A 24,289-nucleotide genomic window follows, 5' to 3' on the forward strand; every position below is an offset into this window, starting at 1 on the left:
ATAAGTCCGCGCTAAGGATTGGCAACAGCTCGCATTTCTTCTATGTTTAATACCATCAAGGGCGATGTTGATGTGAGGATATGGGCTGGGCAAGCGAGGAATTGGGAGGCATCGACCTGGGAGATGCCCGGCTGAACAAGCGGGCTGCTTTATTGGCCGAGCGACTGGCTGAATCACCTGCAGATAGCATTCCCCACGCCTGTCAGGGTTGGGCTGAGATACAAGCTGCCTATCGACTGTTCAATCATGAGTGCGTGGATTTCTGGTCGATCATGAACCCACACATACAGTGCACGATGCAACGCATGTCCGCGAACCCCGTCGTGTTGTGTTTGCAGGACACCACAACACTGGATTTCCAGGGTCAGGATATAGATGGACTGGGCCCGCTTCAGTTCGAGTCGCAGAAAGGGATGTTGCTGCATCCGACCTATGTCGTGACCCCGGGGCGTGAACCACTAGGGCTGATTGATAGCTGGAACTGGGCGCGCGAACCCAAGCAGAAAAATGGAAAGCGTCCAGAGACGATCAACGAAAGCGAGCGTTGGGTAGAAGGATACGAGAGAATCTGCGAGAGCGCAGCTCAATTGCCGGATACGAGATGCATCTATGTGGGCGATCGTGAGTCTGACATGTTGGCACTGATGCGTCGCGCTGTGGCGCTTGATCATCCAGCGGATTGGTTGGTACGAGCTCGGCATGATAGAGCCTTACCCGATGGCAGAAAACTGTTTGCATCAGTCGCAGAGCAGAAGCCGTCCGGGACTGTGAATTTCCGTTTTCGCCCTCGCCGAGGCGTGAAAGAGCGTGATGTCGTGCAGCATGTCTATGTTCAGCGAGTCACGATATCCGACAAAAATGGCGATGCGGTAGAAGCAAGCTGTGTCATCGCCAGAGAGCAGAATCCGCCGGAGGGAATGAAGCCCGTTGAGTGGCGTTTGCTAAGCAATCGTGCCGTTGAGGATTTGGATCAAGCCGCAGAGTTAATCAATTGGTACCGTGCGCGCTGGGAGATCGAAATGTATTTCGACATTCTGAAAAATGGCTGCAAGGTTGAGTCATTGCAATTGAAAAGACTGGCCTCGCTGGAAGTTGCTTTGGCCATATTCATGATCGTGGCTTGGCGGATCAATCGACTGATGCGATTGGGTCGTCAGTGTCCAGGCATGGAGGCGTCACTGGTATTCGAAGCCGACGAAATCCGAGCAGCCTATGCCATGAATCGAAAAAAAGTGCCAAAAGACACAGTGCCGACGATAAACGAAGTCGTTCGGTTAGTTGCCATGGCGGGAGGCTTTATCGGGCGCAAGAGCGACGGAGAGCCTGGTGCAAAAACGTTGTGGCGTGGCCTCGAGAAAATAATGAGCTTCGCTGACGGGCTACGTTATGCACGTGCCAACCCTGAGACGGGATGACTTATGTATAACGAGGTGGCTATAGCCCCACCAACTGCAACGGCAGAGTGCAGCTCCGCAGAGCCAATTTCAAGCAAGAATATCGTACATACACCACCAATAAACACTGCCAATGCCATAAGGCGGCCATATCGCCACTGGGAACGATTCAATTGCAATTTTGGCTTCGCAAATGGGTTCATGCTTTCAGAAAAAAAAACGAAAGCCAGATAAGTCAAGATAACTAGCGTGACTATAGACAACATCCGATCAGTAACTCCAATATCGTGAACAATATCACACAATACTCTCTGCCGATGCTGCCTGTCAGGCACTCCTATCAAAGTAACTACTTCGCAAGGTTGTTCTAGGGCCTGTCATCAATTAAGCCATTCAATGGCGGCAACCAAGTGAATCGCTCCCTGAAAATTGCATGCTCGCTTGTCGTAGCGCGTCGCAATCGCACGGTACTGCTTGATTTTAGCGAAGAAATTTTCGATCAGATGTCGAGCTTTGTACAAATCACGGTCATGTTCGATCTTTACAAGGCGAGACTTCTTACTGGGAATAACGGCCTCAGTGTTCGCCTCTCGCAATCGCTTACGCACGCGTTCCTCGACATCATAAGCTCGATCGGCCAGCAGCGCACCGGCCGTGAGTCCTGGCAGCAGTGCGTCAGCGCCCTCTAGATCCGATGCTTGTCCGGGTGTGAGCTTGAAGCTGATCGGATTTCCCAATGCATCGCACAGTGCATGAATTTTGGTACTTATTCCCCCTCGCGACAACCCGAGGCACTCTATTTTTTTTCGCTCCCAGCCGCCCCAGCGCTGTGCTGATGTGCTCTTACAATCGTACTGTCAAGCATCACGTATTCATTGTCTACGTCTTCGCTTAATACCTTGAAAACAAGCTCCCATATCCCTTTTTTCGACCACCGACAATGGCGAGTATGGATGACACGAAAGTCACCAAAACGAGCTGGCAGATCCCGCCAGGGAATACCGGCACGGTAGCGATAAAGTACGGCATCGACAAATAGTCGGTTGTCCTTGGCAGTGACACCGACCGTGTCAGCACGACCAGGTAACAACGGGCCAAGTTGCTGCCATTGTCTGTCGGAAAGCCCGTATCGTCCAACCATGGTTTGGAGCCCCATCGACGCCTGTTCTCTGTAGGCGTCAACTATAACGGGTCGACAAGTCAAAATATCTATCTTTTAATTGATGACAAACCCTAGGAGACCTGCCTTTTACCTCTTGGCTAACCCACCGGCTTCGACGTTTGACCCACAGACATAGAGGTCGTCCCGCAAGCATCTGTGACGCGATTCAAATGATAGGTTCGGCGCATTTCAAGCGGATGAAATCTCGCCCTTGCATCTGTACTTGCCCGAATAAATGGCGAGCTGTTATTCCACGCAAGCATGGATAAAAGGTAAGTTTTAAACATGCGTCGCTGCATATTCACGCCTCACAGGCGGCTCGACGAATTCTGAGGTCTACCGACCCTGGGTGACGCAGCATCTAAACAGGCCGTCAGAATCAGAGCATCTCTACTGTTGATGACCCATTCTTGCAGTGACCTGTAGATGGACATTATTCGGAGAGAAGGTTGGGCGTTAATTGCACTACAGAGGCGGAGCAGTGCCTGTACGATGCTGGGCACTCTGAGAGCTCCTCAGCACGCCTGTTTCAATGTGCTCGATGCTACGCTCAGACTATGATTTGCAGATGCTGTGATAGAGGCAACAGGTACTGCTCGAATTGCACTATACCTGCACATAAAGAAGCCAGGCAACGTGCCGCAAACCGCTACCAACAAAGCCTGCAAGGACGCTCGAAGCATGCAGATCGGCAACGCCGATATAGAGCAAGACAAAGAGTGTTAGCGGTAAAAGTGACGCACCAGGGTAGCTCTGAAACGATTGACGTGGTAGCCGTGGCGAAGAAGCCTCTAGCGTAACCGGTCATCTAGAGGCGTCCTTCCGCATGGAGCATTGCCTCGCTACTCTGACAGCCTCACCAACACCAAGAGGCAATCGAGATGGCAACACGGCGCAACCAGGCTCAATGGCAGAAACTGATAGAGCAACAAGCTCGTAGTGGGCTAAGTGCGGCAGCCTTTTGTCGCCATGAGGATATCGGCTACCCCAGTTTTATGGCGTGGCGTAATCGACTTCGGGTGCCTGAGCGCGAGACGATTCCACAGCCTGTACCGGAGAGGTTTATTGAACTGACGCCGGCCTTGCACGAAAGCAATGAGAAGTTTCCAGGCATGCCTGCCAATGCCACGCCGACTAGCTCAACTTTCTGCGTCGAGCTATCACTCGGTGATGGTATCAATCTGCGTATCAGCCGGAGCTAACAATGCTCAACCCTCATGGCAATGTGCGCGTCTGGTTGTGCACCACTGCCACCGATATGCGAAAGTCCTACAATGGACTCTCTGCCATGGTCAAACGCGACCTGGGTGCCAACCCTTTGTCAGGCGAGATGTTCGTGTTCGTGAATCGCAAGAAAACGCAGATGAAAATCCTGTACTTCGATGGTGATGGTTACGCCGTGTGGTGCAAGCGGCTTGAACAAGGCACGTTTGTTACTCCCGATGCGACATCGATCAAGAAGCCTATGAGCTACGGCGAATTGCAGTGTCTGCTGTACGGTATTGATTGGCAGAATGCCAAACGCTTCAAGCGCTTTTCCCTGTCCGACTCAAAGGTTGCTTGAATATGTCAGAGGCCAGGCACTCAGTGGTATCAGTGAAGCTGTCAATACACTACTATACAAGGCATAAATGCATTCACGGAGATTCTCGCACTGCAACTGTAGGGTATAATCAATATCATGGTTGATACCAACACATCACAGACTCATTCCGATCCTTACCAGGATCAGTCTCGCGAAGAATTGTTGGTGACGGTCAACAAGCTTGCACAGGAGCTCAATCAATCCAATCATCAGCTGAACTGGTTCAAACGACAGCTGTTTGGCGAGAAGAGCGAAAAGCGCTTTATCGACAGCCCGAATCAGTTGAGCTTTGGTATCGGTATTTTGGGTGCATTGCCAGACGAGGATACTCGCCCCGAACAGACGATCAATTACACACGCAAGAAAGGTCCGAAGCAACGTCCGGAAGACTGTGTCACCGACAGCGGCCTTCGTTTCGATGCCTCAGTGCCGCTCAAGACCATCCGGCTCACACCGCATGAGATCGAAGGCCTGGATGAAGACCAGTACGAGATCATCGACATTGATAAAACCTACCGCCTGGCGCAACGTCCAGCCAGTAGCGTTGTGCTGTGTTATGAACGACCGGTGGTCAAGCTCAAACAGAACGGTTCATTGTGCCGGGCTCTGGTACCGGTCGGTGTTATCGAGCGCAGTGTAGTTGATGTCTCCTTTATTGGCGGCATGCTGGTGGACAAGTTCGAATACCATATTCCGCTGTACCGTCAGCACCAGAGGCTGGGCCATGCCGGTATCACACTGTCGCGCACAACATTAACCAATGTGGCCAAGAAATCTATCGAGCTGTTGCGTCCCATCGTGGCTGCGCAGCTTGTATCTGTACTGGAGAGTCAAACGTTGGCCATGGACGAGACGCCCGTTAAGGCGGGGCCCAGCAAGAAACGCCCGGGAAAGATGCAGCAAGGCTACTTCTGGCCAATGTACGGCGACAAGGACGAGCTATGTTTTCCCTTTGCCGCCAGCCGGGGCATGAAAGTCATCGAAGAGCTGCTCGGTGTGCATTTCTCGGGCACTCTGATTGCCGACGGTTACGCAGCCTACGCTGCCTGGGTGAAGGGCAATTCGCAGGTCACGTTGGCACAGTGCTGGACGCATTCAAGACGCCAGTTCGTTGAGGCGCGTGATGGAGAAGAACAGCCGGTGGATCAGGCACTAGAGATCATAGGCAGGCTTTATCGGATCGAGGCAGATGCTCGTGAGGCGGCATTGCAGGATGAGGCATTACGCACCCATCGTCTGACGCATGCCAAGCCGGTAGTCGACGAACTGTATGCGTGGCGTCGGTGGCAATGCACACGGCAGGATCTTCTGCCAAGCGATCCGTTCACCTTGGCGTTGAAATACATTGGTGAGCGTGAGCCCGCCTTGCGCGTATTCCTGGCAGATCCGCAAGTTCCACTGGATACGAATCACGTAGAGCGTGGTCTGCGATGTATTCCCATGGGAAAGAAAAATTGGCTCTTCTGTTGGACAGAGCTAGGGGCAGAACACGTTGGATTGATCCAGAGCCTGATTGCAACCTGTCGTCTACAAGGCATCAACCCGTACACCTATCTGGTAGACGTGCTGCAGCGAGTCAGTATTCATCCGGCAAGTCGGGTGGAAGAGCTCACGCCACGATTGTGGAAGGAGCACTTTGCAGATAATCCGCTGAGATCGGACATCTACGACTCCGGCTGAACCCCGCAGAAAGTCAAAAGCTACCCGCAATCGAATCCATGATGCTTATCCGGCAGAGTCGTCGTGCGCTGAATGATCGTATCTGGCGAGGCTCAATTGCGCTTGCCGTACCAGAATACTCGCAAGAAGGCTATACGCCCTCAAATGACCGCTTACCCTCTAGCGACTCCATTGCGCCAGAAAAGAACAGAGCACTACAGCAATTTCACCATCGTTTGCGACTACTGCGAAGGGATATGCTTGCAATTCTTGCGTAGTGATTTTCTTTCATTGACTGACCGTTCACGTCAACACTGAAACTTGAAACGCCAGAAACAATCTGTGCCCAGAAAGTGTGTTTCGAGCAATAAAGAGAATGATTCATTCAGCCCAGGCATGGGTCACCCTCAACTCCGCGGCAATTACCCGCGCTTTTACACCGGCACTAACACGCGGTGATGGTGCACCCAGTGAAGACGGTACTCCCCATCGCTTATGAACCGATTACCAAAAAAGACGGAGATAACAAGAACGATTGTGAACGTAATGCGGGCAAACGGCTGCTGGTGTACTTGGCCGACGCGTTCTCACAGCGCAACTTTCTCGTAATCGAAGATGCCCTGGCATCAAACGGACCGCATATCGAACTACTCAACGAGCTGGGAATGGCCTTCATACTAGGCGTAAAGCCTGAGGGTAACAAGAACTGTTCGAACAGGTATCCCGGCGCCAGTGCGACGGGACGCTCTTGGAGTGGCAGAGCCCGGTAGCCGCCGATGGCAGCTGTCATGGCTATCGTTTCGCTAACGATCTTTCACTAAACGATTCGCATCCCGATCTGATCGGTCAACTATATCGAGTACTGGCAGGTGGACAAATTGGAATAACTGTCGCTCTGCCAGACCACTAACAGAGCGACAAGTCAGTACTAGATAGTGATGGATTCCAATGTTCCACCAGCGGCCAGATAGTCCCTGACCCAGATCGGTTGCTTTCCCCGCCCAGTCCAGGTCATGTCTGAATCTTCAGGGTTGCGATATTTAGGAGCTACCTTGCCGCGCTTGGCAGCTACTTTTTTCTTCTTGCGGGCAGCAGGAGCGGCTTTTTCTGCAGGAGCAGAAATTGCTTTTTTGACAGCTCTCGTTGTATTTCCGACAAGCTCAGCCAGATCAAAGCCTGACTCTTTGGCAATTGCCACAACCTTGGCCATTGCTGCTTTCTTTTCTTTCGCCTCCATGGCTGTAATGGCCTTTTCGATCTTGGCCTTTTCTCGCTTCAGTTTATCGAGACTCATTGTTGAGTAATTTTCTGACATAATTTTTAAGGGTAAATCCAGGTTGAAACAATTCAAATAGGCTAGTGCGCAAAACTTGGACTAGCACGTTTTACATTATAGATAAAACGGCTGAATTTCAATACGTTTTAACTAATTTGCAATCATATTATTCAATAATAATGCGACTTGCAACGCAGCTAGAAAAATCGCATGGGCGTTTCACAGCTGTATATTTATCGAGTCAAAAATACTGCAGCCTCTATAACTCGCAGAACTTAACAAAAGCCCCCACCCGCTCATGCGTCTGATTCTATCGGTACCTTTATTCTTGTACATCGTTTTAGCTGCAAATCTGATCATGTGGTCTGGCACCGATGAGTCTTCCCTGCTCAACGTCATACTGATGGAGTTAACGCTACCATCTACCCGTACATTGATCCTGACGGTAAGCGATCTGCTTATTCTGACAAGCTTTTTAGCCTTGTATATAGAGACTTTCAAGGCAACCCGGACATCCAACCACGTCATTATCGATCACGCACTATCCTTGTGCGTTTTCATTATCAGTTTTGGTAACTAATTAAAAGCATCGACTGACTGAACAACCCGGTGCAATCTATCAGGTTACATTACGCACCGGGTTGTTCTGGACTGACTGTTTATTCGCCGACAATTTTTCCGAACAGATCATGCTCATCCGCACTGACAATATCCACTTCTATAAAGTCACCGGCTTCAATTTCATAATCGTCAACGGCAATATGCACAACACCATCTATCTCGGGAGCATCACTGTAACTACGAGCAATGGCCTGCTGTTCGCCCACTGAGTCCAACAGAACGATCTGTCGAGTGCCGACCTTGGACTGTAAACGCTGCGCACTGATAGCGGCCTGTTTTTCCATAAAACGCTGCAGGCGCTCCTGTTTCAATTCTTCAGGCACCTGGTTTTCCAGCTGATTGGCCTTGGCGCCATCCACGGGAGAATAAGCAAAGCAACCCACCCGGTCGAGTTGAGCTTCATCAAGAAAATCAAGCAACTGCTCGAAATCATCATCAGTCTCACCGGGGAAGCCTGCAATAAAGGTGCTTCTGATGGTGAGCTCTGGGCAGATTTCTCGCCACGCTTTAATACGTGTCAGATTGTTTTCAGACGCCGCCGGGCGCTTCATGCTTTTCAGTATTTTAGGGCTGGCATGCTGGAAGGGTATATCCAGGTAAGGCAGAATTTTGCCTTCCGCCATCAGGGGAATGATGTTATCGACATGCGGGTAAGGATAAACATAATGCAATCGTACCCAGATCCCCAACTCACCCAAAGCTTCGCACAGCTCCTTCATGCGTGTCTTGATGGGACGACCATTCCAGAATGCCGTGCGATACCGGATATCCACACCATAAGCACTGGTGTCCTGCGAGATAATCAGCAGCTCTCGGACGCCTGCTGCTTTCAAACGCTCGGCCTCGGCCATCACATCACCGATATCACGACTGACCAGATCCCCTCGCATGGACGGGATAATGCAGAAACTACAGCGATGGTTGCAGCCTTCGGATATCTTCAAATAAGCGTAATGCCGGGGCGTAAGCTTGATGCCTTGGGGTGGCACCAGATCGATAAATGGATCGTGCGTGTAGCTGTGCGGAAGATGCTGGTGAACAGCCCCAACCACTTCCTCGTAAGCCTGAGGTCCGGTCACTGCGAGCACTTTGGGGTATTTAGCCTGAATATCTTCAGCTTTGACACCCAAACAACCGGTGACGATAACGCGCCCATTTTCATCCAGAGCCTCGCCGATGGCTTCCATGGACTCAGCCACGGCACTATCAATAAAACCACAGGTATTAACAACAACAAGATCAGCCGACTGATAGTCAGGCACGACATCGTAGCCATCGGTGCGCAGTTGGGTAAGAATGCGTTCGGAGTCAACCAGTGCCTTGGGGCAACCTAGACTGACGAAGCCGACCTTCGGATTTGTGGACATAGCAAGGGAACAGCTGAAGGGAAGCAGCGCATTATACGGTGCTTACCAAATTTTGGAGTGCAATACCACTTGTTTTTTCCGATTTACTTACGCAGCGACAATCGACTCTACCGATTTACCCATCAACTCGGTGCTGACAGCACTCGATAATGTTGATTGATTCAAAGTATATAGGTGAAATTCATTCACACCTTCTTGACGTAATCGCTGGCAAAGGTTCACACATTGCTCCACAGCAGCGCTATAGCGTGATTCTTCTGTCGTTGCGCGTCCAAATCGTTCAATCAGATGATCAGGGACTGTTGCACCACAACGACTGCTGAAATCGGCCACTTTCTGAATATCATGAATCGGAAGAATGCCCGGCACCAGTGTTTGGGTAATGCCCGTGGCTACCGCTTTATCGCGAAAACGCAAAAAAGTATCAGCTTCAAAGAAAAACTGGGTAATCGCCCGCTTGGCACCCGCATCCAGCTTATGTTTCAGCCACTTCATATCCGACTCTGCAGACGCGGATTCAGGATGAACTTCCGGGTAGGCCGCCACACTGATGTCACGCCTCGGGTCTTGAGCCAGCAAAGAGACTAGATGTGAGGCATGCGACAGAGTCGCATCATGTCCACTGGCCTCAGCCGGCACATCACCGCGAAGTGCAAGAAAGCGCGTAATACCCAAGGCTTCCAGCTTCTCGATCATGGGTTTCATCTGCGCTTCTGTCTGTCCAGAGCAGCTGAGATGGGCAGTGACAGGTACTGTTGCATCCTTGACCAGGTGCTCCAGAATCTCAAGACTTGCCGCTGAGGTTGACCCTAAAGCTCCCCATGTCATTGATATATAAGCAGGATTCAGCGTCTGCAGGCAACCCAGCGTACACCAGAAACGGCGCTGCTGAGCCTCACTGCGAGGCGGGAAGAATTCGTAAGACAGAGAGAGCTGAGACATAGATTTCGACATATAAGCATATGTTTATATATCGGAATATTGCATCAAAAACCTGAGCAGCACAAGCAGTAATGAGTTTTTTCTTGCGCAAAGGTCTGCCAAGAGCCAGCGGGATGAAGATTCACGGCCCTGTTAATCACTAATGCGATGGAACCTGACTACCGGCAAGGCCTCAACTCCTAATCAGTTTCCAAGGGGAAGCAACAAGTCCATGTTGCCGGCATTAGCGGCAGGCAATGTGTTGAACCATACCCCCTGCCATGGCGACACTGAATCAGTTGGTGCCAAATCGGTATAGTCTGCGTTTTCAGAGACGTACGCCCATACAAACCCCGTGGTCAACTGATCGTTGACAGCATCAGCCACGGTGCAACCATCTATACAAACACTGCCATCGATATCTGACACGATGCGAAAGTCGGAAAACGGTACGTTGTAACGAGAAGGCGACCCTACCATTGCCCAGGTAACTATCTGATCGCTGGTTGGCAGACGCTTGTCTATGCACCCCACGCTACTGGCACACGCTACATTTCCATCCGGGAGAGCTGCAGGCACAAACGAGGGTAATTCAATCTCTACCGTATCAGCCACTATCTGAATAATCCACATACCCTCCCCTGTCGAAGGTATGTAGTCCAGATCAGGCGTTCGGTAGTCTTGCACATCGTTGTCAAAGGTATAAACGGTCCATGTGCTGTCGAACGTATCCATCGGTAGGGCATCTTCAAAAAGGTCTTGGATGCTGTAAGCGCCGGTTTCTCCAGGTACCACGATGAGTTCCCACACGTTATCTCTAAGCGTGAGCGGAATAATCGGATCACAAATAACAGCGGCATCGCCAACATCACGCCCATTGCCATAGGCCCCAATCTCTCCACCCTTGCTACCAGCGGTTTTCGACGGTGATCCACAGGCTATACGTCGATTACCTGTTGATAGATCCACATATACCGGATCGCTTGACAGATGGCTTTCGGGGATCGTGCCTGGACTTTGATAGTCCTCTGCGTTTCTCCACACGTTGTTATAACCGCTCGACACTTTGGCTCCGAAGTACCAACCTGTCAGTGCATTTCGGCTGATGATATTGTTCTCAACAATCGTTGAATCACTCAAACCTCCGTTAAAACGCAAACCATAGCCACCGTTGGCATCGATGGTATTGTAGGTGATAGAGGCGCCTGTCGCATCCAGTTGGATACCGGTACCCGGGTTATCCACGATACGATTGTTGGCTATCTCCGGCGCCCCGCCACCAATATAGACCCCGTAGTCAATACAGCCATTGAGCAGACTATCCTGGATTACCTGCTTGCCGCCACTAATGGCTATGCACGTATTCGCACCACTAAAGACGGCGTGACTGATGAAACTACCACCGCTTGAGCTGCCAAATTGCAAGCCGCTCCAGAGAGCTCCGCCCGCACCTTCGAAAACAATCGGTGAGTCTGCACTGCCTACGCTGCTCAAGCGACTATTGACAAGCAACGATTCATTGGCTGGCACCTGCACCACGGTACCGGGCGCTATCTCCAGCTGCCAGGGCCAGTCCACGCTGACACTTCCCGTCAACGTCACCGTACCGGACCAATGCTCATTTCTCGTCAACGCACCCGAAGTGGTGGCCTCGTTTGTAAACTCTGGCCTGTAATCTGACGATGTGCCACCGTCACCGTAAGCGCCAATCTCGCCACCTTCACTGCTGGCTGTTTTAGATGCAGAATCAGCTTGCAGACGTCGATTACCTGTTGATAAATCCAGATACAGCGGATCGCTGGACAGATGGCTTTCGGGGATCGTGCCTGGACTTTGATAGTCCTCTGTGTTTCCCCACACGTTGTTATAACCGCTCGACACTTTGGCTCCGAAGTACCAACCTGTCAGTGCATTTCGGCTGATGATATTGTTCTCAACAATCGTTGAATCACTCAAACCTCCGTTAAAACGCAAACCATAGCCACCGTTGGTATCGATGGTATTGTAGGTGATAGAGGCGCCTGTCGCATCCAGTTGGATACCGGTACCCGGGTTATCCACGATGCGATTGTTGGCTATCTCCGGCGCCCCGCCACCAATATTGATCCCGTAGTCAATACAGCCATTGAGCAGACTATCCTGGATTACCTGCACACCGCCACTAATGGCTATGCAAGTGCTCGCACCACTAAAGACGGCGTGACTGATGAAACTACTACCGCTCGAGCTGCCAAATTGCAAGCCGCTCCAGAGACCACCACCCGCGCCTTCGAAAACAATCGGTGAATCTGCACTGCCTATACTGTTCAAGCGGGCATTGATAAGCAACGATTCACTGGCTGGCACTTGTACCACCGTGCCGGGCGCGATCTCCAGCTGCCAGGGCCAGTCCACGCTGACACTTCCCGTCAACGTCACCGTACCGGACCAATGCTCATTTCTCGTCAACGCACCCGAAGTGGTGGCCTCGTTTGTAAACTCTGGCCTGTAATCTGGCGATGTGCCACCGTCACCGTAAGCGCCAATCTCGCCACCTTCACTGCTGGCTGTTTTAGATGCAGAATCAGCTTGCAGACGTCGATTACCTGTTGACAAATCCAGATACAGCGGATCGCTGGACAGATGGCTTTCGGGGATCGTGCCTGGACTTTGATAGTCCTCTGTGTTTCCCCACACGTTGTTATAACCGCTCGACACTTTGGCTCCGAAGTACCAACCTGTCAGTGCATTTCGGCTGATGATATTGTTCTCAACAATCGTTGAATCACTCAAACCTCCGTTAAAACGCAAACCATAGCCACCGTTGGCATCGATGGTATTGTAGGTGATAGAGGCGCCTGTCGCATCCAGTTGGATACCGGTACCCGGGTTATCCACGATGCGATTGTTGGCTATCTCCGGCGCCCCGCCACCAATATAGATCCCGTAGTCAATACAGCCATTGAGCAGACTATCCTGGATTACCTGCACACCGCCACTAATGGCTATGCAAGTGCTCGCACCACTAAAGACGGCGTGACTGATGAAACTACTACTGCTAGAGCTGCCAAATTGCAAGCCGCTCCAGAGACCACCACCCGCGCCTTCGAAAACAATCGGTGAATCTGCACTGCCTATACTGTTCAAGCGGGCATTGATAAGCAACGATTCACTGGCTGGCACTTGTACCACCGTGCCGGGCGCGATCTCCAGCTGCCAGGGCCAGTCCACGCTGACACTTCCCGTCAACGTCACCGTACCGGACCAACGCTCATTTCTCGTCAACGCACCCGAAGTGGTGGCCTCGTTTGTAAACTCTGGCCTGTAATCTGGCGATGTGCCACCGTCACCGTAAGCGCCAATCTCGCCACCTTCACTGCTGGCTGTTTTAGATGCAGAATCAGCTTGCAGACGTCGATTACCTGTTGATAAATCCAGATACAGCGGATCGCTTGACAGATGGCTTTCGGGGATCGTGCCTGGACTTTGATAGTCCTCTGTGTTTCCCCACACGTTGTTATAACCGCTCGACACTTTGGCTCCGAAGTACCAACCTGTCAGTGCATTTCGGCTGATGATATTGTTCTCAATAATCGTTGAATCACTCAAACCTCCGTTAAAACGCAAACCATAGCCACCGTTGGCATCGATGGTATTGTAGGTGATAGAGGCGCCTGTCGCATCCAGTTGGATACCGGTACCCGGGTTATCCACGATGCGATTGTTGGCTATCTCCGGCGCCCCGCCACCAATATAGATCCCGTAGTCAATACAGCCATTGAGCAGACTATCCTGGATTACCTGCACACCGCCACTAATGGCTATGCAAGTGCTCGCACCACTAAAGACGGCGTGACTGATGAAACTACTACTGCTAGAGCTGCCAAATTGCAAGCCGCTCCATGGGGCATTTCCTGAACCTTCAAATACAATCGGCAAATCTTCACTACCGATGATATTTGCCTGACTGTTGATGCTTAACGATTCATTTGGTGGCACTTGCACAATCGTGCCAGGGGCGATATCCAGCTGCCACGGCGGATCCACGGAAACGCTTCCTGTCAACACCACCGTGCCGGACCATTGTTCATCACTGGTAAGTGCCCCTGAAGTGGTGATCGTATTTTCGCTTTGGGCCACTGCAGTGTTTAGGGTCAGCAAGACACTAGCTACCACGAGTAATTTCAAAAAGATCGACACTGCGCGAATAATCAGCATAGCAATCACCTGTTTTCTCTGAATATAATTTTGGCAAGTACAGTCACAGCCCGATTATCAATGCCACAGGCTACAGAATGTTCTTTGAATGAATACCGATATTATTATCACTTATATTATTGTTAGGCAACTTAACAATTTCAATTAGCACCTATTCAAAAGTCTAGCATTTGAATATTCAGGCGATACTTCATCGAATCAGCAGTGAACGTATATGGACTCCTCCTCTTTTGCAAGCATCTCGCTTTTCGGCGTCAAAGTACGACTGCCTACGTATATCCGGTCTCATTGTTGATGCCGTTCTCGTAGGCATCGGACCCTGATGGGCTATTCGCGCGTCGGCTTCCAAACGCTTACACGAGCTTTTAAGCTCTTCGTTCACGAGGATTTCACCAACACCGGTTCGACCTGTACGCCATCAAGCGCTTTGCTTTGCAATCGTTGTGATAGGGTTTTCTTCTTTATATGCTTTGAACTACTAGTGTGGCTTTTTTAGCCTGCTGCCAGTGCAGGGTCATACTCAGTACCACCGTGGACGATAGCCCAGGCCATGCGTGCCGTCTTGTTTGCAAGCGCAACCGTTGCAACGTTTACGTGTTTACGCGCTGTCAAGTCATTGACCCAGCGACTCAAGCTATCGTCACGATTCTTAGCAAATCTAATCACTGCGCGTGCGCCGTGCACAAGTAGCTTCCTCAGGTACGAATCACCTCGTTTACTGATTCCCAGTAGTCGATCCTTGCCTCCCGTACTGTGTTGGCGCGGTGTTAATCCCAACGATGCTGCAAAATCGCGCCCCTTGCTGAACGCGCCCCCATCGCCAAGCGCACCAGCCAAGGCTGTGGCGGTCAGTGGCCCAACACCTCGAAGCTTGAGTAATCGTTTGGCAACAGGATTTTCTTTTGCCTGCTGCGCAATGCGTTTATCCAAGACGTCGACACGCTCGTCCTCGTCCAGTCGAACAAGATCCTCATGAAGCTCAGCAAGTTCAATTCGGAACTGGAAACTCAGTGCGTTCTCTGCGTCTTCGAGCCAACACGGTAGCGCTCGACGAAGCTGGGCAATTCCTACAGGTGCAATCACGCCATATTCGCCGACCAGACCACGAATCTGGTTTGCTAACGCAGTTCGTTGTTTGACCAATTCGGAGCGGATACGGTGGGTCGCCTGAGCATCTTGTTGTTTGATTGATTTTACGGCGACAAATCGCATGGAGGGTCGAACGGCCGCCTCGCAAATAGCTTCCGCGTCCACCCGGTCATTTTTATTACTCTTCACATAAGGTTTGACGAACTGAGCCGCGATGAGCTGAACATGATAGCCACGTCGTTGTAATTCACGCCCCCAATGGTGAGCCGATGCTGCGCAAGCTTCCATCACCACGGTTGTGCCCTCTGGCACCTGCTCACACAACTCATCCACCCATTCACGGCGTTTAAGTTTCTTCTGCCACTGGCACTGACCATGCCGGTCAACCGCATGGAGGTGAAAAACGGATTTAGCAATATCAACGCCGGTCAGAGTAATCTTCATAGGGATCTCCTCGTGTAGTTAACGAATAGCGGACCTGAGCTTGCTATTCTGCCGCCTCAGCGCCGAAATGTTAAGGCGAGGAGGAGTCCATCCCATTGGTTACCAGCAATGCAGAATTTTTCAGGTTGCTAAACTACCTGAGGACCCTGGAAGCAGGCGTTCTTGCCATATCGCCGACGGGATGCTTATGCGAAAACCTCAGCACTTCCCGGCCAGTACAACAATGCTAAATATATCAAGAGGTTGAAATAGTCTGACAACAGTGAGTGACCTGGTCGTTGACTTGCCCGATGGGACACGCCTTGTTGCCAGAGGTCGTGCTTGCGCCGAACAGCTCCTGACACACTTGTCGCTTGGTGCTGTGCCAGGAGCCGTCCGATGATTCGCCTGACTCACGAGTCCCGTATCCTTCTGGCTATTGCTCCTGCCGATTTTCGCTCTGGCATCGATGGCCTGAGCGCCCGTTGCCGGCAGGTGCTGGAGCACGATCCGAGTAGTGGAGCGATTGTCGTATTCATCAACCGGGCACACACCATGATTCGTGCTTTGAGCTATGACGGTAACGGATATTGGTTAATGACGAAGCGGTTGAGCCGCGGCACTTTTCAACATTGGCCACGTAGCGCTGGGGCATTGTCATGCGTCAGTGCACGCCAGTTGACTCAACATTATCCAATGTGGAGCTTCGCAACACGACAACAAGGCTGACGAGGTGGCGCAGACCATGCACATGACGCCCGCGACGAGCTCGTTCAAGGCGCAGCCGGTATCCGTTCAAAAACCGCTTGCATCGGCTCAGCGGGAAACATACGATTAATGCACACCTCAGCCAGTATTCCAGCCTCCTTTGATAATCATGACTGCCCAGTGAGTAGGACCCGCGCCAAAGCCTGTGATGGACGTCGATTCATCGATATTAGCGAGGCTGAACTGGGCGCACTGATCCAGCGCATCGAGGATGCCATCACGTTCAATCTGGCGCTCAATCCGGATGACTACCGCTTGCTGATCAGCGCCTTGGGGACACTGGCCACGATGCAAGATCAGCTTAGCCGTGATGATCTGACACTGCGCAAGCTGCGAAAGCTTCTGGGCCTGATCAATGCCTCTGAGAAGCTGAAGAACTTGAAAGGTGGCAATGCCAAGGACAAGGACAAGCCAGGCGCCGATGACAAGGGTGCAGCCGAAGAGGACAACGGTACTCCAAGTCCGCCCCGGCCCGGCCCAAGCCAAAACGCCCTCCTAAACCCCCACCAGCCCCACCGGTGGAACCAGAAAATGTACGTCACTCATTCGACTCGATGAGCAAGGGCGATCAATGCCCGGACTGCCCACGAGGCAAGGTCTATAAGTATGAGCCAGCGGTGATGGTACGTGTCACCGGCCAGGCCCCCTACAGCGCCAAACGTCACATCCGTGACAGGTTGAGATGTAGTGCCTGTGGAGCGGTATTCAGCGCCGATCTGCCTGCTGAGGTGTTGGCTGATGGAGAGCCGGGGCAGCTCTACGGCAACTCGGCCCGCTCGGTCATGGCCATTAGCAAGTGCCTGGCTGGAGAGCCCTACTATCGTCAACAAAGCGTGCAGAGTCTCTATGGCATCAAGCTCAGCGCCTCCACCATCTTTGATCAATGTGAATATGCGGCCAACGATCTACAGCCGGTATGGCGCGAGGTGTTGAAACTGGCTGCCAACGCGCAAGTGTTCTACATCGACGACACCACCAACCGCATCAGCGATCAGAATGGAATGTACAAGCCCAAGCGTGGCACAGACAAACTACAGTGGCGTACCGGGGTATATAGCTCGGCGATGCTGGCCGTGTATGATGATGTTGATGAGACAGGGATGGGCTGTAAACGACGCTTGGTGTTGTATCAAACCAGTATCGGTCATGCCGGCGAATGGGCCGATGAGGTGCTTGGCCCACGCGATAGCTCATTGCCGCCACCGACCGTTATTAGCGATGCACTGAGCAGCAACCGGGTCAGCGTTGTGGAGGTGCTGGACGCCAAATGCAATGTTCACTCAAGAAGGAATTTTGTAGAGGTCCGCTCGCACTTCCCCAGTGGCATGGACGCCATACTGGAGCTGTATCGCCAGATATGGGTCAATGACGCGCATTGTCGCAACGAACAGCACAGTGACGAGCAGCGTCAGCAATACCATCACACCCATTCTCTGCCGGTGATGCAAACACTGCAGGGCTGGTTTGAGTATGCCTTGAGTGAAAAGACCCAAGACGCCGTCTTGCCACCACTGGATAGCACCGTGCCTGAGAGTCTGCACCATATAGAACCCAACAGCAGTCTGGGAGCGGCAATGAGCTACTTGCTCAATCACTACGATAAATTGACCCAGTACTGCCATTATCCTGGAATTCCGATCGACAATAATGAGATCGAGCGCCTGATCAAATTGGTGGTGCGTAACCGGAAGAATGCCGGGTACTTCAGAACACAGGCCGGTGCCTGGGTGGGCGACATGCTGACGTCGATGATCGCCATCTGCCAGGAAAATGGAGTCAATGCCTTCGAATACCTCACCGCTATTCAATGCAACCGAGTAGCGGTAAGAGCGAATCCGGGGGCCTGGTTGCCGTGGAACTACACCCAAAGCGTTTGAGTCACGTCTCAGGAAAATAGTCACCAGTGTGGCTGAAGCTGCCTGCCTGATGACTTCCCACTATCGCTGATTGTCAGTGAAGCATCTTTGCACCGTCCTGTCACGCAGGCTGGCCGTAAACTCACTTTAGATCAGAGTCTTGGATCTAACCGAGTGCCATTGGCGTATGGGCAGCAGTTCCCGGCCAGTACAAGAAGTCGCCTAGAATCAGTAAGTTGATGTTGTGCAGCAAAGTAGCTCTTCGTACGCTACCTTTAACAGGCAAGCCCACCGACTTTTGTACCTGTTACTCATGGCTGCTCCCGCCGCACGATTTCGACAGACGCTCTCCGCTCCGGGTTTGATCCAGAAGCTGCGCGACACCTTCTCGCAGGTACAGGACAAACGCCGCGCAAAGAGTGTGCGTCATTCAATGCCTGACGCTCTGATGGCAGCTTTCGCCATGTTCAATCTGAAGTATCCTTCGATGCTGCGTTTTGATACCGAAGCCCATGCTGATCCGCGGCTGATACATAATCTGAAGAGCCTGTTCGGACTCGACGAGGTACCCGGCGATACACAGATGCGCGAAATTCTCGACCGGGTGAAACCCGAGGCTCTGCGTCCGTGTTTCGAAGCCCTACATCACGAGCTTCAGCGTGGCAAGGTGCTTGAGGATTTCATTGTGTTGGGTAAATATTATTTACTGGCTATTGACGGTACCGGACAATTTGCCTCTAACAAGGTCTCCTGCCCACACTGTTGCGTGAAGAACCGCTCGAACGGCACCAAGGAGTTCTACCATCAGGTTCTGGCTGCGGTGATGGTGCATCCCGAACTGAAGACAGTGCTGCCACTGGCAGTCGAGCCAATCACCAAACGCGACGGAGATAACAAGAACGACTGTGAGCGTAATGCTTCGAAAAGACTGTTGGCGTACCTGGACAGCGCATTCCCACACAGAAAGTTTCTCGTCGTCGAGGATGCTCTGGCATCAAACGGGCCACATGTCGAGCTGTTAGGAAAGCTCGGAATGGACTTCATACTCGGTGTAAAACCAGATGGCAACCAGAAACTGTTTGAGCAAGTGCTACGACGACAGTGCGATAAGACACTGGGGGAGTGGAACAGCGAAGTTGCTGCTAACGGCAGCTGTCACGGTTATCGATTTACTAACCGGCTGTCTTTAAATGACTCTCACCCCGATCTGATGGTCAATTACGTCGAGTATTGGGAGGTGGACAAGAGGGATAAGGAGGGCAACGATGGCAAGTAGCATATATTCTCATGGGCAACCAGCCTTGAGGTGAGCATCGAGAATGTTCAGGCTATCGGACGAGCGGGCCGGACTCGATGGCGTGTGGAGAATGAGACTTTTAATGTGCTCAAGAATCAGGGCTACGAGTTCGAACACAATTACGGACACGGCAAACAGAATCTATCCAGCACACTGGCTGTATTGATGATGCTAGCGTTCCTAGTTGATCAGATTCAGGAACACTCGTGTCGTGTATTCCAGCAAGCAAGAAAGAGTCGCGGAACCAAGAAGACACTATGGATGCAAATGCGGGTCATGATGACCACATTCCGAATACCGGACTGGCAAACCTATATGGCGCTGCTGATTGATCCGGATTCTGTGTCAATGCAGACCGGACAGGTTGATAGCGGATAATCAGCAAACGATGACGACGCAACCCTCGGCCCACTCTGCAGGAAACCCTTGAGCACTATTAAAAACCGAATTGGCTAAAGCGCACTAAACTGGCGAGGCTGTGCCATGGCCGCAGAATTTGTGAGAACTGCGGCGGTCAGATTGCCCAACTCAGCGGGAATTGCTGGCGTATGGGAGACTTTCACCCCACTGAAAAGAGGCGCCTATGCACGGCGCACTGATTCATTCAGGTTAGAACCTTGCACCAACATTTGTAACAGATGGATTAACTGTTGGCTTAAATCCCACCCAACCACCGACCCAAGGTGGCAAAGACTCGCCCGTACCATACTGACGATAATCACTAATTGATTCATCATAAGAAAAAACGACCTCTGACGTTAGTCCGTCTGTGCCACCATCCACCAACGATCGCTCTTGCCACTGCCCTTCCAATTCATACACGAAATCGATGTTATCCACTTTGATAAAATCAATGAAAGGATTTCCGATCATGGCCCACTGTGTTCCACTTGTTGGTTTGGAAGTGAACAAATTGTCTGTTAAAACACAATCATTCTGGTCGCCGCAAGCTGCACTTTCAATGACTTCTGGAACGCTCAAGGAAGGTGGCAGTTGCAGCTCGACATCTGAGCCTGTCAATTGAGTAAACCAGTAGCCCTTACCTTCAGAAAGAACACTACCGAGAGGTACAATAGTATATTTTTCAGCTTCAGTAAGGTAATCGAACAATACCCATGTGTTGTTGTATGTTGAGGTATCCAAAACAGAGCCAAATACTTCAGCAACTGTCGAGCCATACACATCAGCTGGCAGCGAAATCTGAACCCAACTATTAGATGGAACAATTAGGGAGGGTGCCAACGGTGCCGGATCGCAAACATCATTCAAACCATCCAGATCTAGATCAGCTTGTGCAGAGTCAGAAAAAGCTGCACAACTGTCGCAAGCGTCACCGAATCCATCACCATCACTATCCAGCTGCTCAGGGTTTGAATCAATGGCACAATTGTCCAGCTCGTATATGACACCATCGCCATCAACATCAGAACCCGCTATGGTCGAAAGTAACTCGTTGTGCTCTAACCCTCTTTCGAGAACATATTTGTTGCTGCTGTCGACATCTTGTGCCAATCTGTTTTTTATGAAACTCCAATCGTCATGATCCTTAAGAGTATCTTTACGCAAAATGTTTGATGGAGCGCATAAAGCACCTATCCAATAATTGTAATCCATTGGATACCCATCACGTGAAATTCCGTCACCATCCCAATCAACACCAAAATCTGGAGAATAATTTCTTTCTCCCATGAGGAAAGTACCCGCAATTTCAGAATATTTCAAGGGAATCACAGGAAAGCCACCGAAGCTAAAACCCATTGACTCAATAACATTTGATTCATCGAATACAGGGGCTAAACCGTTAGAATATCGAAGCGGTCGATCACCTGATAAGTAGGCTGTTTGGTACAGGTAGTTCATCACACTCGGGTAATTCGGCTTGCAATGAATACTATTGCTGCCTCCGTGCAGCAAACCTAATGTATGTCCTAACTCATGCATCAACGTACCTGCATCTGACGATACCAGTTGCCGTGCACTTAGCTGCGATCGTCGCAGTCTACTTATCGACCGTGGTCCTGTTATCAGGTTGAAAGCGAGGAAGGGCCCTCCAATTAAAGCTGCTCCAGTACGCCCGTTATCATCTATATTCTCGGCAAATAGTGCCAGTTTGTATACTTCGCCCTTGGCTCCCAGAAAAGCTTCGCAGTCAGCTCTAGCACGTTCAACAGCAGAACCGAAAGTACCTAAACAGTTGCCATTACCGTTATCTATATCCGAGTTATTCGCGAAACCAAAGAAAAGATTTGCAAATACCTGGCCAGCATCGGTGTCTACCGCGGCGTCATAACCGGACATACCTGATTCGATGATCTCCGCTGGAATCTCATCTGCTGCATCCCAATCTACAATAAGTTGTATGCCATTCTTTAAATATGCCAGTTTGACTGCCAGCAACATATCCCTTGGAAAATCCCGTGGAAAAACAACTGTGTTATCCCTAAGGCCTCTTTCCTCAAGAGCGCTCAGGCGATCTTCTAACTCGAGAAGTTTGATATCTTGCTGGAAATTATACTCAAGGAATACGGTTGGTATCGTAAGGCTGGCGCCTTCTGCTGCGGGCTCAAAGTCGTAAATACCGTCACTATTCCCATCTACACCTCGACCCGGCGACTCCATTTCATTAGTTAGCCCATCTAAATCACAATCGTCATTAGTTGCTTGTGAGTTCGAGCCCGTTGGACAGGTTGCACTGAAGTGCCCTCGGTGAAGCCAAAATTCATTACCGATTTCAATTCCCACCGTGAATATCCCTCCTGCAATTGGGTAGTTAGCCTGAACAACAGAGAGCTCCTGAGGCCCGACCCCTGAAATCGCGTAGTCGCTCGCCACATTTGTATTAAGAAATCGCAAAGTCCAAGGTTCTCCCGAGGGAATCTGCGGCTCAGTTCTAAAATCTATATCTTCTCCAACATCTAGTCTGTATACAGCCAATGTAGGGGCGGCGTCCGAAAACCGAGACAGAAGATCATATTGTGGAGTCTCGTTAGTAATTCGCATCCTCACATTGTCCAACGCGACTGGACCACCAGCTTCGCCGCCTCCTAAACTAAAGCTTGGTTGATGATAGTAAGTACCAGATGTTGGCAGAGATGCATTTACGTATTCATGAACCAGTACCCCCCCAACTTCCAGTGAGGTTCTACCGGTATTTAGATCAATACTAAATTTATAGTGAACAAATCCACTGGCTTTCACTCTCACAGGCTCCCTTGTTTCATATGTGCGACCCTCCATTCGTGAGTCAACCTCGATAAATGAACCAATTTTACTAACACTTACTAAGAGATCTAAGTCGCTGGTCTGTGCCTCTTCTCCTTCCAGAAAGTATCGGTCACTAAAAGTTATAACATAGCCCATAAAATCATAGAAGGGCGGCAGTAATTCCATGTCAAATGACAACTCAATCTTCGATATTTTTGCAAGATCAAAGGCCACTAGCCTGTCGCGCTTGAAATAAACATTCGCTCCCAAACCACTTTTAACGAGCGCTTTACCACCAGTTTTCTGATCGAGCACTAGAGTCTCCATGGCAAATGAATCCTTACTCCAGTCAGCACTGCTAGTAGTTACATCAGTTCCATTGTCGTAGCCTTCAAAATCATCACAAAAACTCGCGCCAAGACAAGGGTCCTGTTCTTGGGCATGTAAAACCGGAACGCAAATACAACTGACAAGAACAACCAGTAGCATACTTCGGAGATAGACAACTTTTACTAGAAATATTCGCACCACATGAGCTTTTGCAAAACTAGCGTGTGTAGGATCTCCAAACATATCAATCATCCTTTCAAGTTGTTGGACTTTCGCCCCATTAAACTGCTACGGATGAGTAGACCGGAGGAATCTCACCTCCAGACTCTCGCAGGTAGGGTCGAGGACTGGCGTGTAACCCAATGGCACGTTTCCAGCCCCCGCCACGTCCAACGCAGCAGGCGGTTTTCCCGCACTACGCTGTCCTAATGACTTCTTGTAAAAGCTTATGGGACTCATCGATTGGCAGCACTTTCGGAAACAGGATAGCGCACATGATAGTCAGAGAACAATCCCAGATCGCTGTACAACCAGCTCCTACTCCATCTGTCCCAACCGAAACCTCGGTAACCTCGGGCTTTCATCAAATGACTCCAAGCCTTCTTTTCAACCCAGTCCTTGATGTATCTCAACAACCACCGGCTAAAGCCGGTCGGTTGTGGTTACGGCTGAAGCCGGATCGATCGGCCATTCGGCCGATTCTTGCTCTCTCAAACAACAGTGAGGTCGTCGTCCGGCTCGGGGGCTTCTGATTTTTGATGTACTCCTTCCAAGCCTCATCTGTCACGTTTCCGCTACTCACAACCCAGTACCCCCGAGCCCAAAGATGCTGGCCCCAATAACGCTTCTTCAAGTGCCGGAACTCCGAGAGCAATCTATGCGAACTCTTTCCCTTCAAGAATTGAACTCCCCGCGATATCGACAAATTCGGTGGGATCGAGATCAGCATATGGACATGGTCACGATTAATTCAACCCGCATGTATCTCCATATCCTGACTCATCGCTATCTCCCGCAGTAGTTCCCGACATCGAACCCCGACGTCACCTCCCAAGACCTGATATCGATATTTCGTCGTCCATACCAGGTGGTATTTCAGATCCCAGACCGTATGGCTTCCACGTTTGTAGTTCTCCATAC

General features: G+C 50.8%; 18 protein-coding genes and 1 pseudogene. 11 read left to right on the forward strand and 8 right to left on the reverse strand.

Annotation, left to right across the window (positions count from 1 at the left end):
- The first annotated feature begins 80 nt into the window (after positions 1-80).
- Positions 81-1,415: an IS4 family transposase gene (locus tag IMCC3135_RS22450; protein ID WP_088919625.1), complete on the forward strand. Its 1,335-nt coding sequence runs from the start codon at positions 81-83 to the stop codon at positions 1,413-1,415.
- A 359-nt stretch (positions 1,416-1,774) separates the two neighbouring features.
- On the opposite strand, the gene IMCC3135_RS22455 is transcribed toward IMCC3135_RS22450, so the two are convergent.
- A protein-coding gene (locus IMCC3135_RS22455) for an IS5 family transposase (RefSeq protein WP_418251404.1) occupies positions 1,775-2,535 on the reverse strand; the annotation gives its coding sequence in 2 pieces (ribosomal slippage) (positions 1,775-2,208 and positions 2,208-2,535; 762 coding nt in all).
- Between the two features lie 902 nt (positions 2,536-3,437).
- Here IMCC3135_RS22455 and tnpA (IMCC3135_RS22460) point away from each other — a divergent pair.
- The 4 genes from tnpA (IMCC3135_RS22460) (at position 3,438) to IMCC3135_RS22475 (ending at position 6,570) form a co-directional block, all read left to right on the forward strand.
- On the forward strand, positions 3,438-3,758 hold the full coding sequence (gene tnpA / locus IMCC3135_RS22460; RefSeq protein ID WP_088919599.1) for an IS66 family insertion sequence element accessory protein TnpA: 321 nt from the start codon (positions 3,438-3,440) through the stop codon (positions 3,756-3,758).
- Between the two features lie 2 nt (positions 3,759-3,760).
- Positions 3,761-4,120: an IS66 family insertion sequence element accessory protein TnpB gene (gene tnpB / locus IMCC3135_RS22465; protein ID WP_088919600.1), complete on the forward strand. Its 360-nt coding sequence runs from the start codon at positions 3,761-3,763 to the stop codon at positions 4,118-4,120.
- Between the two features lie 117 nt (positions 4,121-4,237).
- Positions 4,238-5,821 carry an IS66 family transposase gene (gene tnpC, locus IMCC3135_RS22470; RefSeq protein ID WP_088919626.1) on the forward strand — a complete coding sequence of 528 codons (1,584 nt, stop codon included), beginning with the start codon at positions 4,238-4,240 and terminating at the stop codon, positions 5,819-5,821.
- A 449-nt stretch (positions 5,822-6,270) separates the two neighbouring features.
- The gene (locus IMCC3135_RS22475; RefSeq protein ID WP_157736201.1) at positions 6,271-6,570 is read left to right on the forward strand and encodes a hypothetical protein; all 300 of its coding nucleotides are present in this window, start codon (positions 6,271-6,273) and stop codon (positions 6,568-6,570) included.
- Between the two features lie 158 nt (positions 6,571-6,728).
- Here the strand turns inward: IMCC3135_RS22475 and IMCC3135_RS22480 are convergent, their stop codons facing one another.
- The gene (locus IMCC3135_RS22480) at positions 6,729-7,115 is read right to left on the reverse strand and encodes an H-NS histone family protein (RefSeq protein ID WP_088919628.1); all 387 of its coding nucleotides are present in this window, start codon (positions 7,113-7,115) and stop codon (positions 6,729-6,731) included.
- Positions 7,116-7,374: 259 nt separating this feature from the next.
- Between IMCC3135_RS22480 and IMCC3135_RS22485 the strand changes: the two genes are divergently transcribed.
- Positions 7,375-7,656: a hypothetical protein gene (locus IMCC3135_RS22485; protein WP_088919629.1), complete on the forward strand. Its 282-nt coding sequence runs from the start codon at positions 7,375-7,377 to the stop codon at positions 7,654-7,656.
- Positions 7,657-7,735: 79 nt separating this feature from the next.
- Here IMCC3135_RS22485 and rimO read toward each other — a convergent pair whose 3' ends face one another.
- The 4 genes from rimO to IMCC3135_RS22505 form a co-directional block, all read right to left on the reverse strand.
- On the reverse strand, positions 7,736-9,064 hold the full coding sequence (rimO, locus tag IMCC3135_RS22490; protein WP_088919630.1) for a 30S ribosomal protein S12 methylthiotransferase RimO: 1,329 nt from the start codon (positions 9,062-9,064) through the stop codon (positions 7,736-7,738).
- Between the two features lie 87 nt (positions 9,065-9,151).
- Entirely contained in the window at positions 9,152-10,006 is an 855-nt protein-coding gene (locus tag IMCC3135_RS22495) for a methylenetetrahydrofolate reductase (RefSeq protein ID WP_157736202.1), read from the reverse strand.
- A 183-nt stretch (positions 10,007-10,189) separates the two neighbouring features.
- Positions 10,190-14,104, reverse strand: coding sequence for a right-handed parallel beta-helix repeat-containing protein (locus tag IMCC3135_RS22500; protein ID WP_169727511.1), 3,915 nt, complete (start codon positions 14,102-14,104; stop codon positions 10,190-10,192).
- 570 nt (positions 14,105-14,674) lie between these two features.
- Positions 14,675-15,715, reverse strand: coding sequence for an IS110 family RNA-guided transposase (locus IMCC3135_RS22505; RefSeq protein ID WP_088919633.1), 1,041 nt, complete (start codon positions 15,713-15,715; stop codon positions 14,675-14,677).
- A gap of 378 nt (positions 15,716-16,093) precedes the next feature.
- Between IMCC3135_RS22505 and tnpB (IMCC3135_RS22510) the strand changes: the two genes are divergently transcribed.
- The 5 genes from tnpB (IMCC3135_RS22510) to IMCC3135_RS22525 all read left to right on the forward strand — a co-directional run bounded on the left by tnpB (IMCC3135_RS22510) (position 16,094) and on the right by IMCC3135_RS22525 (position 19,993).
- Entirely contained in the window at positions 16,094-16,423 is a 330-nt protein-coding gene (tnpB, locus tag IMCC3135_RS22510; RefSeq protein WP_088919634.1) for an IS66 family insertion sequence element accessory protein TnpB, read from the forward strand.
- A gap of 159 nt (positions 16,424-16,582) precedes the next feature.
- Positions 16,583-17,020, forward strand: coding sequence for a hypothetical protein (locus IMCC3135_RS34280; protein ID WP_157736203.1), 438 nt, complete (start codon positions 16,583-16,585; stop codon positions 17,018-17,020).
- Positions 16,981-18,339, forward strand: a complete 1,359-nt coding sequence (gene tnpC / locus IMCC3135_RS22515) for an IS66 family transposase (RefSeq protein ID WP_236994640.1) — start codon at positions 16,981-16,983, stop codon at positions 18,337-18,339. The genes IMCC3135_RS34280 and tnpC (IMCC3135_RS22515) overlap by 40 nt, the downstream gene beginning before the upstream one ends.
- A gap of 292 nt (positions 18,340-18,631) precedes the next feature.
- Positions 18,632-19,594, forward strand: a complete 963-nt coding sequence (locus IMCC3135_RS22520; RefSeq protein WP_088919635.1) for a transposase family protein — start codon at positions 18,632-18,634, stop codon at positions 19,592-19,594.
- A gap of 30 nt (positions 19,595-19,624) precedes the next feature.
- Positions 19,625-19,993 carry a hypothetical protein gene (locus IMCC3135_RS22525; RefSeq protein WP_088919636.1) on the forward strand — a complete coding sequence of 123 codons (369 nt, stop codon included), beginning with the start codon at positions 19,625-19,627 and terminating at the stop codon, positions 19,991-19,993.
- Between the two features lie 231 nt (positions 19,994-20,224).
- Here the strand turns inward: IMCC3135_RS22525 and IMCC3135_RS22530 are convergent, their stop codons facing one another.
- Together IMCC3135_RS22530 and tnpA (IMCC3135_RS22535) are read right to left on the reverse strand one after the other, a co-directional pair.
- Complete coding sequence (locus IMCC3135_RS22530; protein WP_157736205.1) at positions 20,225-23,392, reverse strand: thrombospondin type 3 repeat-containing protein; 3,168 nt, start codon at positions 23,390-23,392, stop codon at positions 20,225-20,227.
- Between the two features lie 508 nt (positions 23,393-23,900).
- Positions 23,901-24,287, reverse strand: a pseudogene (tnpA, locus tag IMCC3135_RS22535) (IS200/IS605 family transposase); the annotation flags it as partial.
- Positions 24,288-24,289: the final 2 nt, after the last annotated feature.

The sequence above is a fragment of the Granulosicoccus antarcticus IMCC3135 genome, assembly GCF_002215215.1.
Taxonomy (GTDB): domain Bacteria; phylum Pseudomonadota; class Gammaproteobacteria; order Granulosicoccales; family Granulosicoccaceae; genus Granulosicoccus; species Granulosicoccus antarcticus.

Coding starts and splice junctions, on each gene's coding strand:
- IMCC3135_RS22520 (WP_088919635.1), top strand. CDS start 18,632: ATGGCTGCTCCCGCCGCACGATTTCGACAGACGCTCTCCGCTCCGGGT.
- tnpA (WP_088919599.1), top strand. CDS start 3,438: ATGGCAACACGGCGCAACCAGGCTCAATGGCAGAAACTGATAGAGCAA.
- IMCC3135_RS22485 (WP_088919629.1), top strand. CDS start 7,375: ATGCGTCTGATTCTATCGGTACCTTTATTCTTGTACATCGTTTTAGCT.
- IMCC3135_RS22495 (WP_157736202.1), bottom strand. CDS start 10,006: ATGTCTCAGCTCTCTCTGTCTTACGAATTCTTCCCGCCTCGCAGTGAG.
- IMCC3135_RS22480 (WP_088919628.1), bottom strand. CDS start 7,115: ATGTCAGAAAATTACTCAACAATGAGTCTCGATAAACTGAAGCGAGAA.
- tnpC (WP_088919626.1), top strand. CDS start 4,238: ATGGTTGATACCAACACATCACAGACTCATTCCGATCCTTACCAGGAT.
- tnpB (WP_088919600.1), top strand. CDS start 3,761: ATGCTCAACCCTCATGGCAATGTGCGCGTCTGGTTGTGCACCACTGCC.
- tnpB (WP_088919634.1), top strand. CDS start 16,094: ATGATTCGCCTGACTCACGAGTCCCGTATCCTTCTGGCTATTGCTCCT.
- IMCC3135_RS22505 (WP_088919633.1), bottom strand. CDS start 15,715: ATGAAGATTACTCTGACCGGCGTTGATATTGCTAAATCCGTTTTTCAC.
- rimO (WP_088919630.1), bottom strand. CDS start 9,064: ATGTCCACAAATCCGAAGGTCGGCTTCGTCAGTCTAGGTTGCCCCAAG.
- IMCC3135_RS22450 (WP_088919625.1), top strand. CDS start 81: ATGGGCTGGGCAAGCGAGGAATTGGGAGGCATCGACCTGGGAGATGCC.
- IMCC3135_RS22530 (WP_157736205.1), bottom strand. CDS start 23,392: ATGTTTGGAGATCCTACACACGCTAGTTTTGCAAAAGCTCATGTGGTG.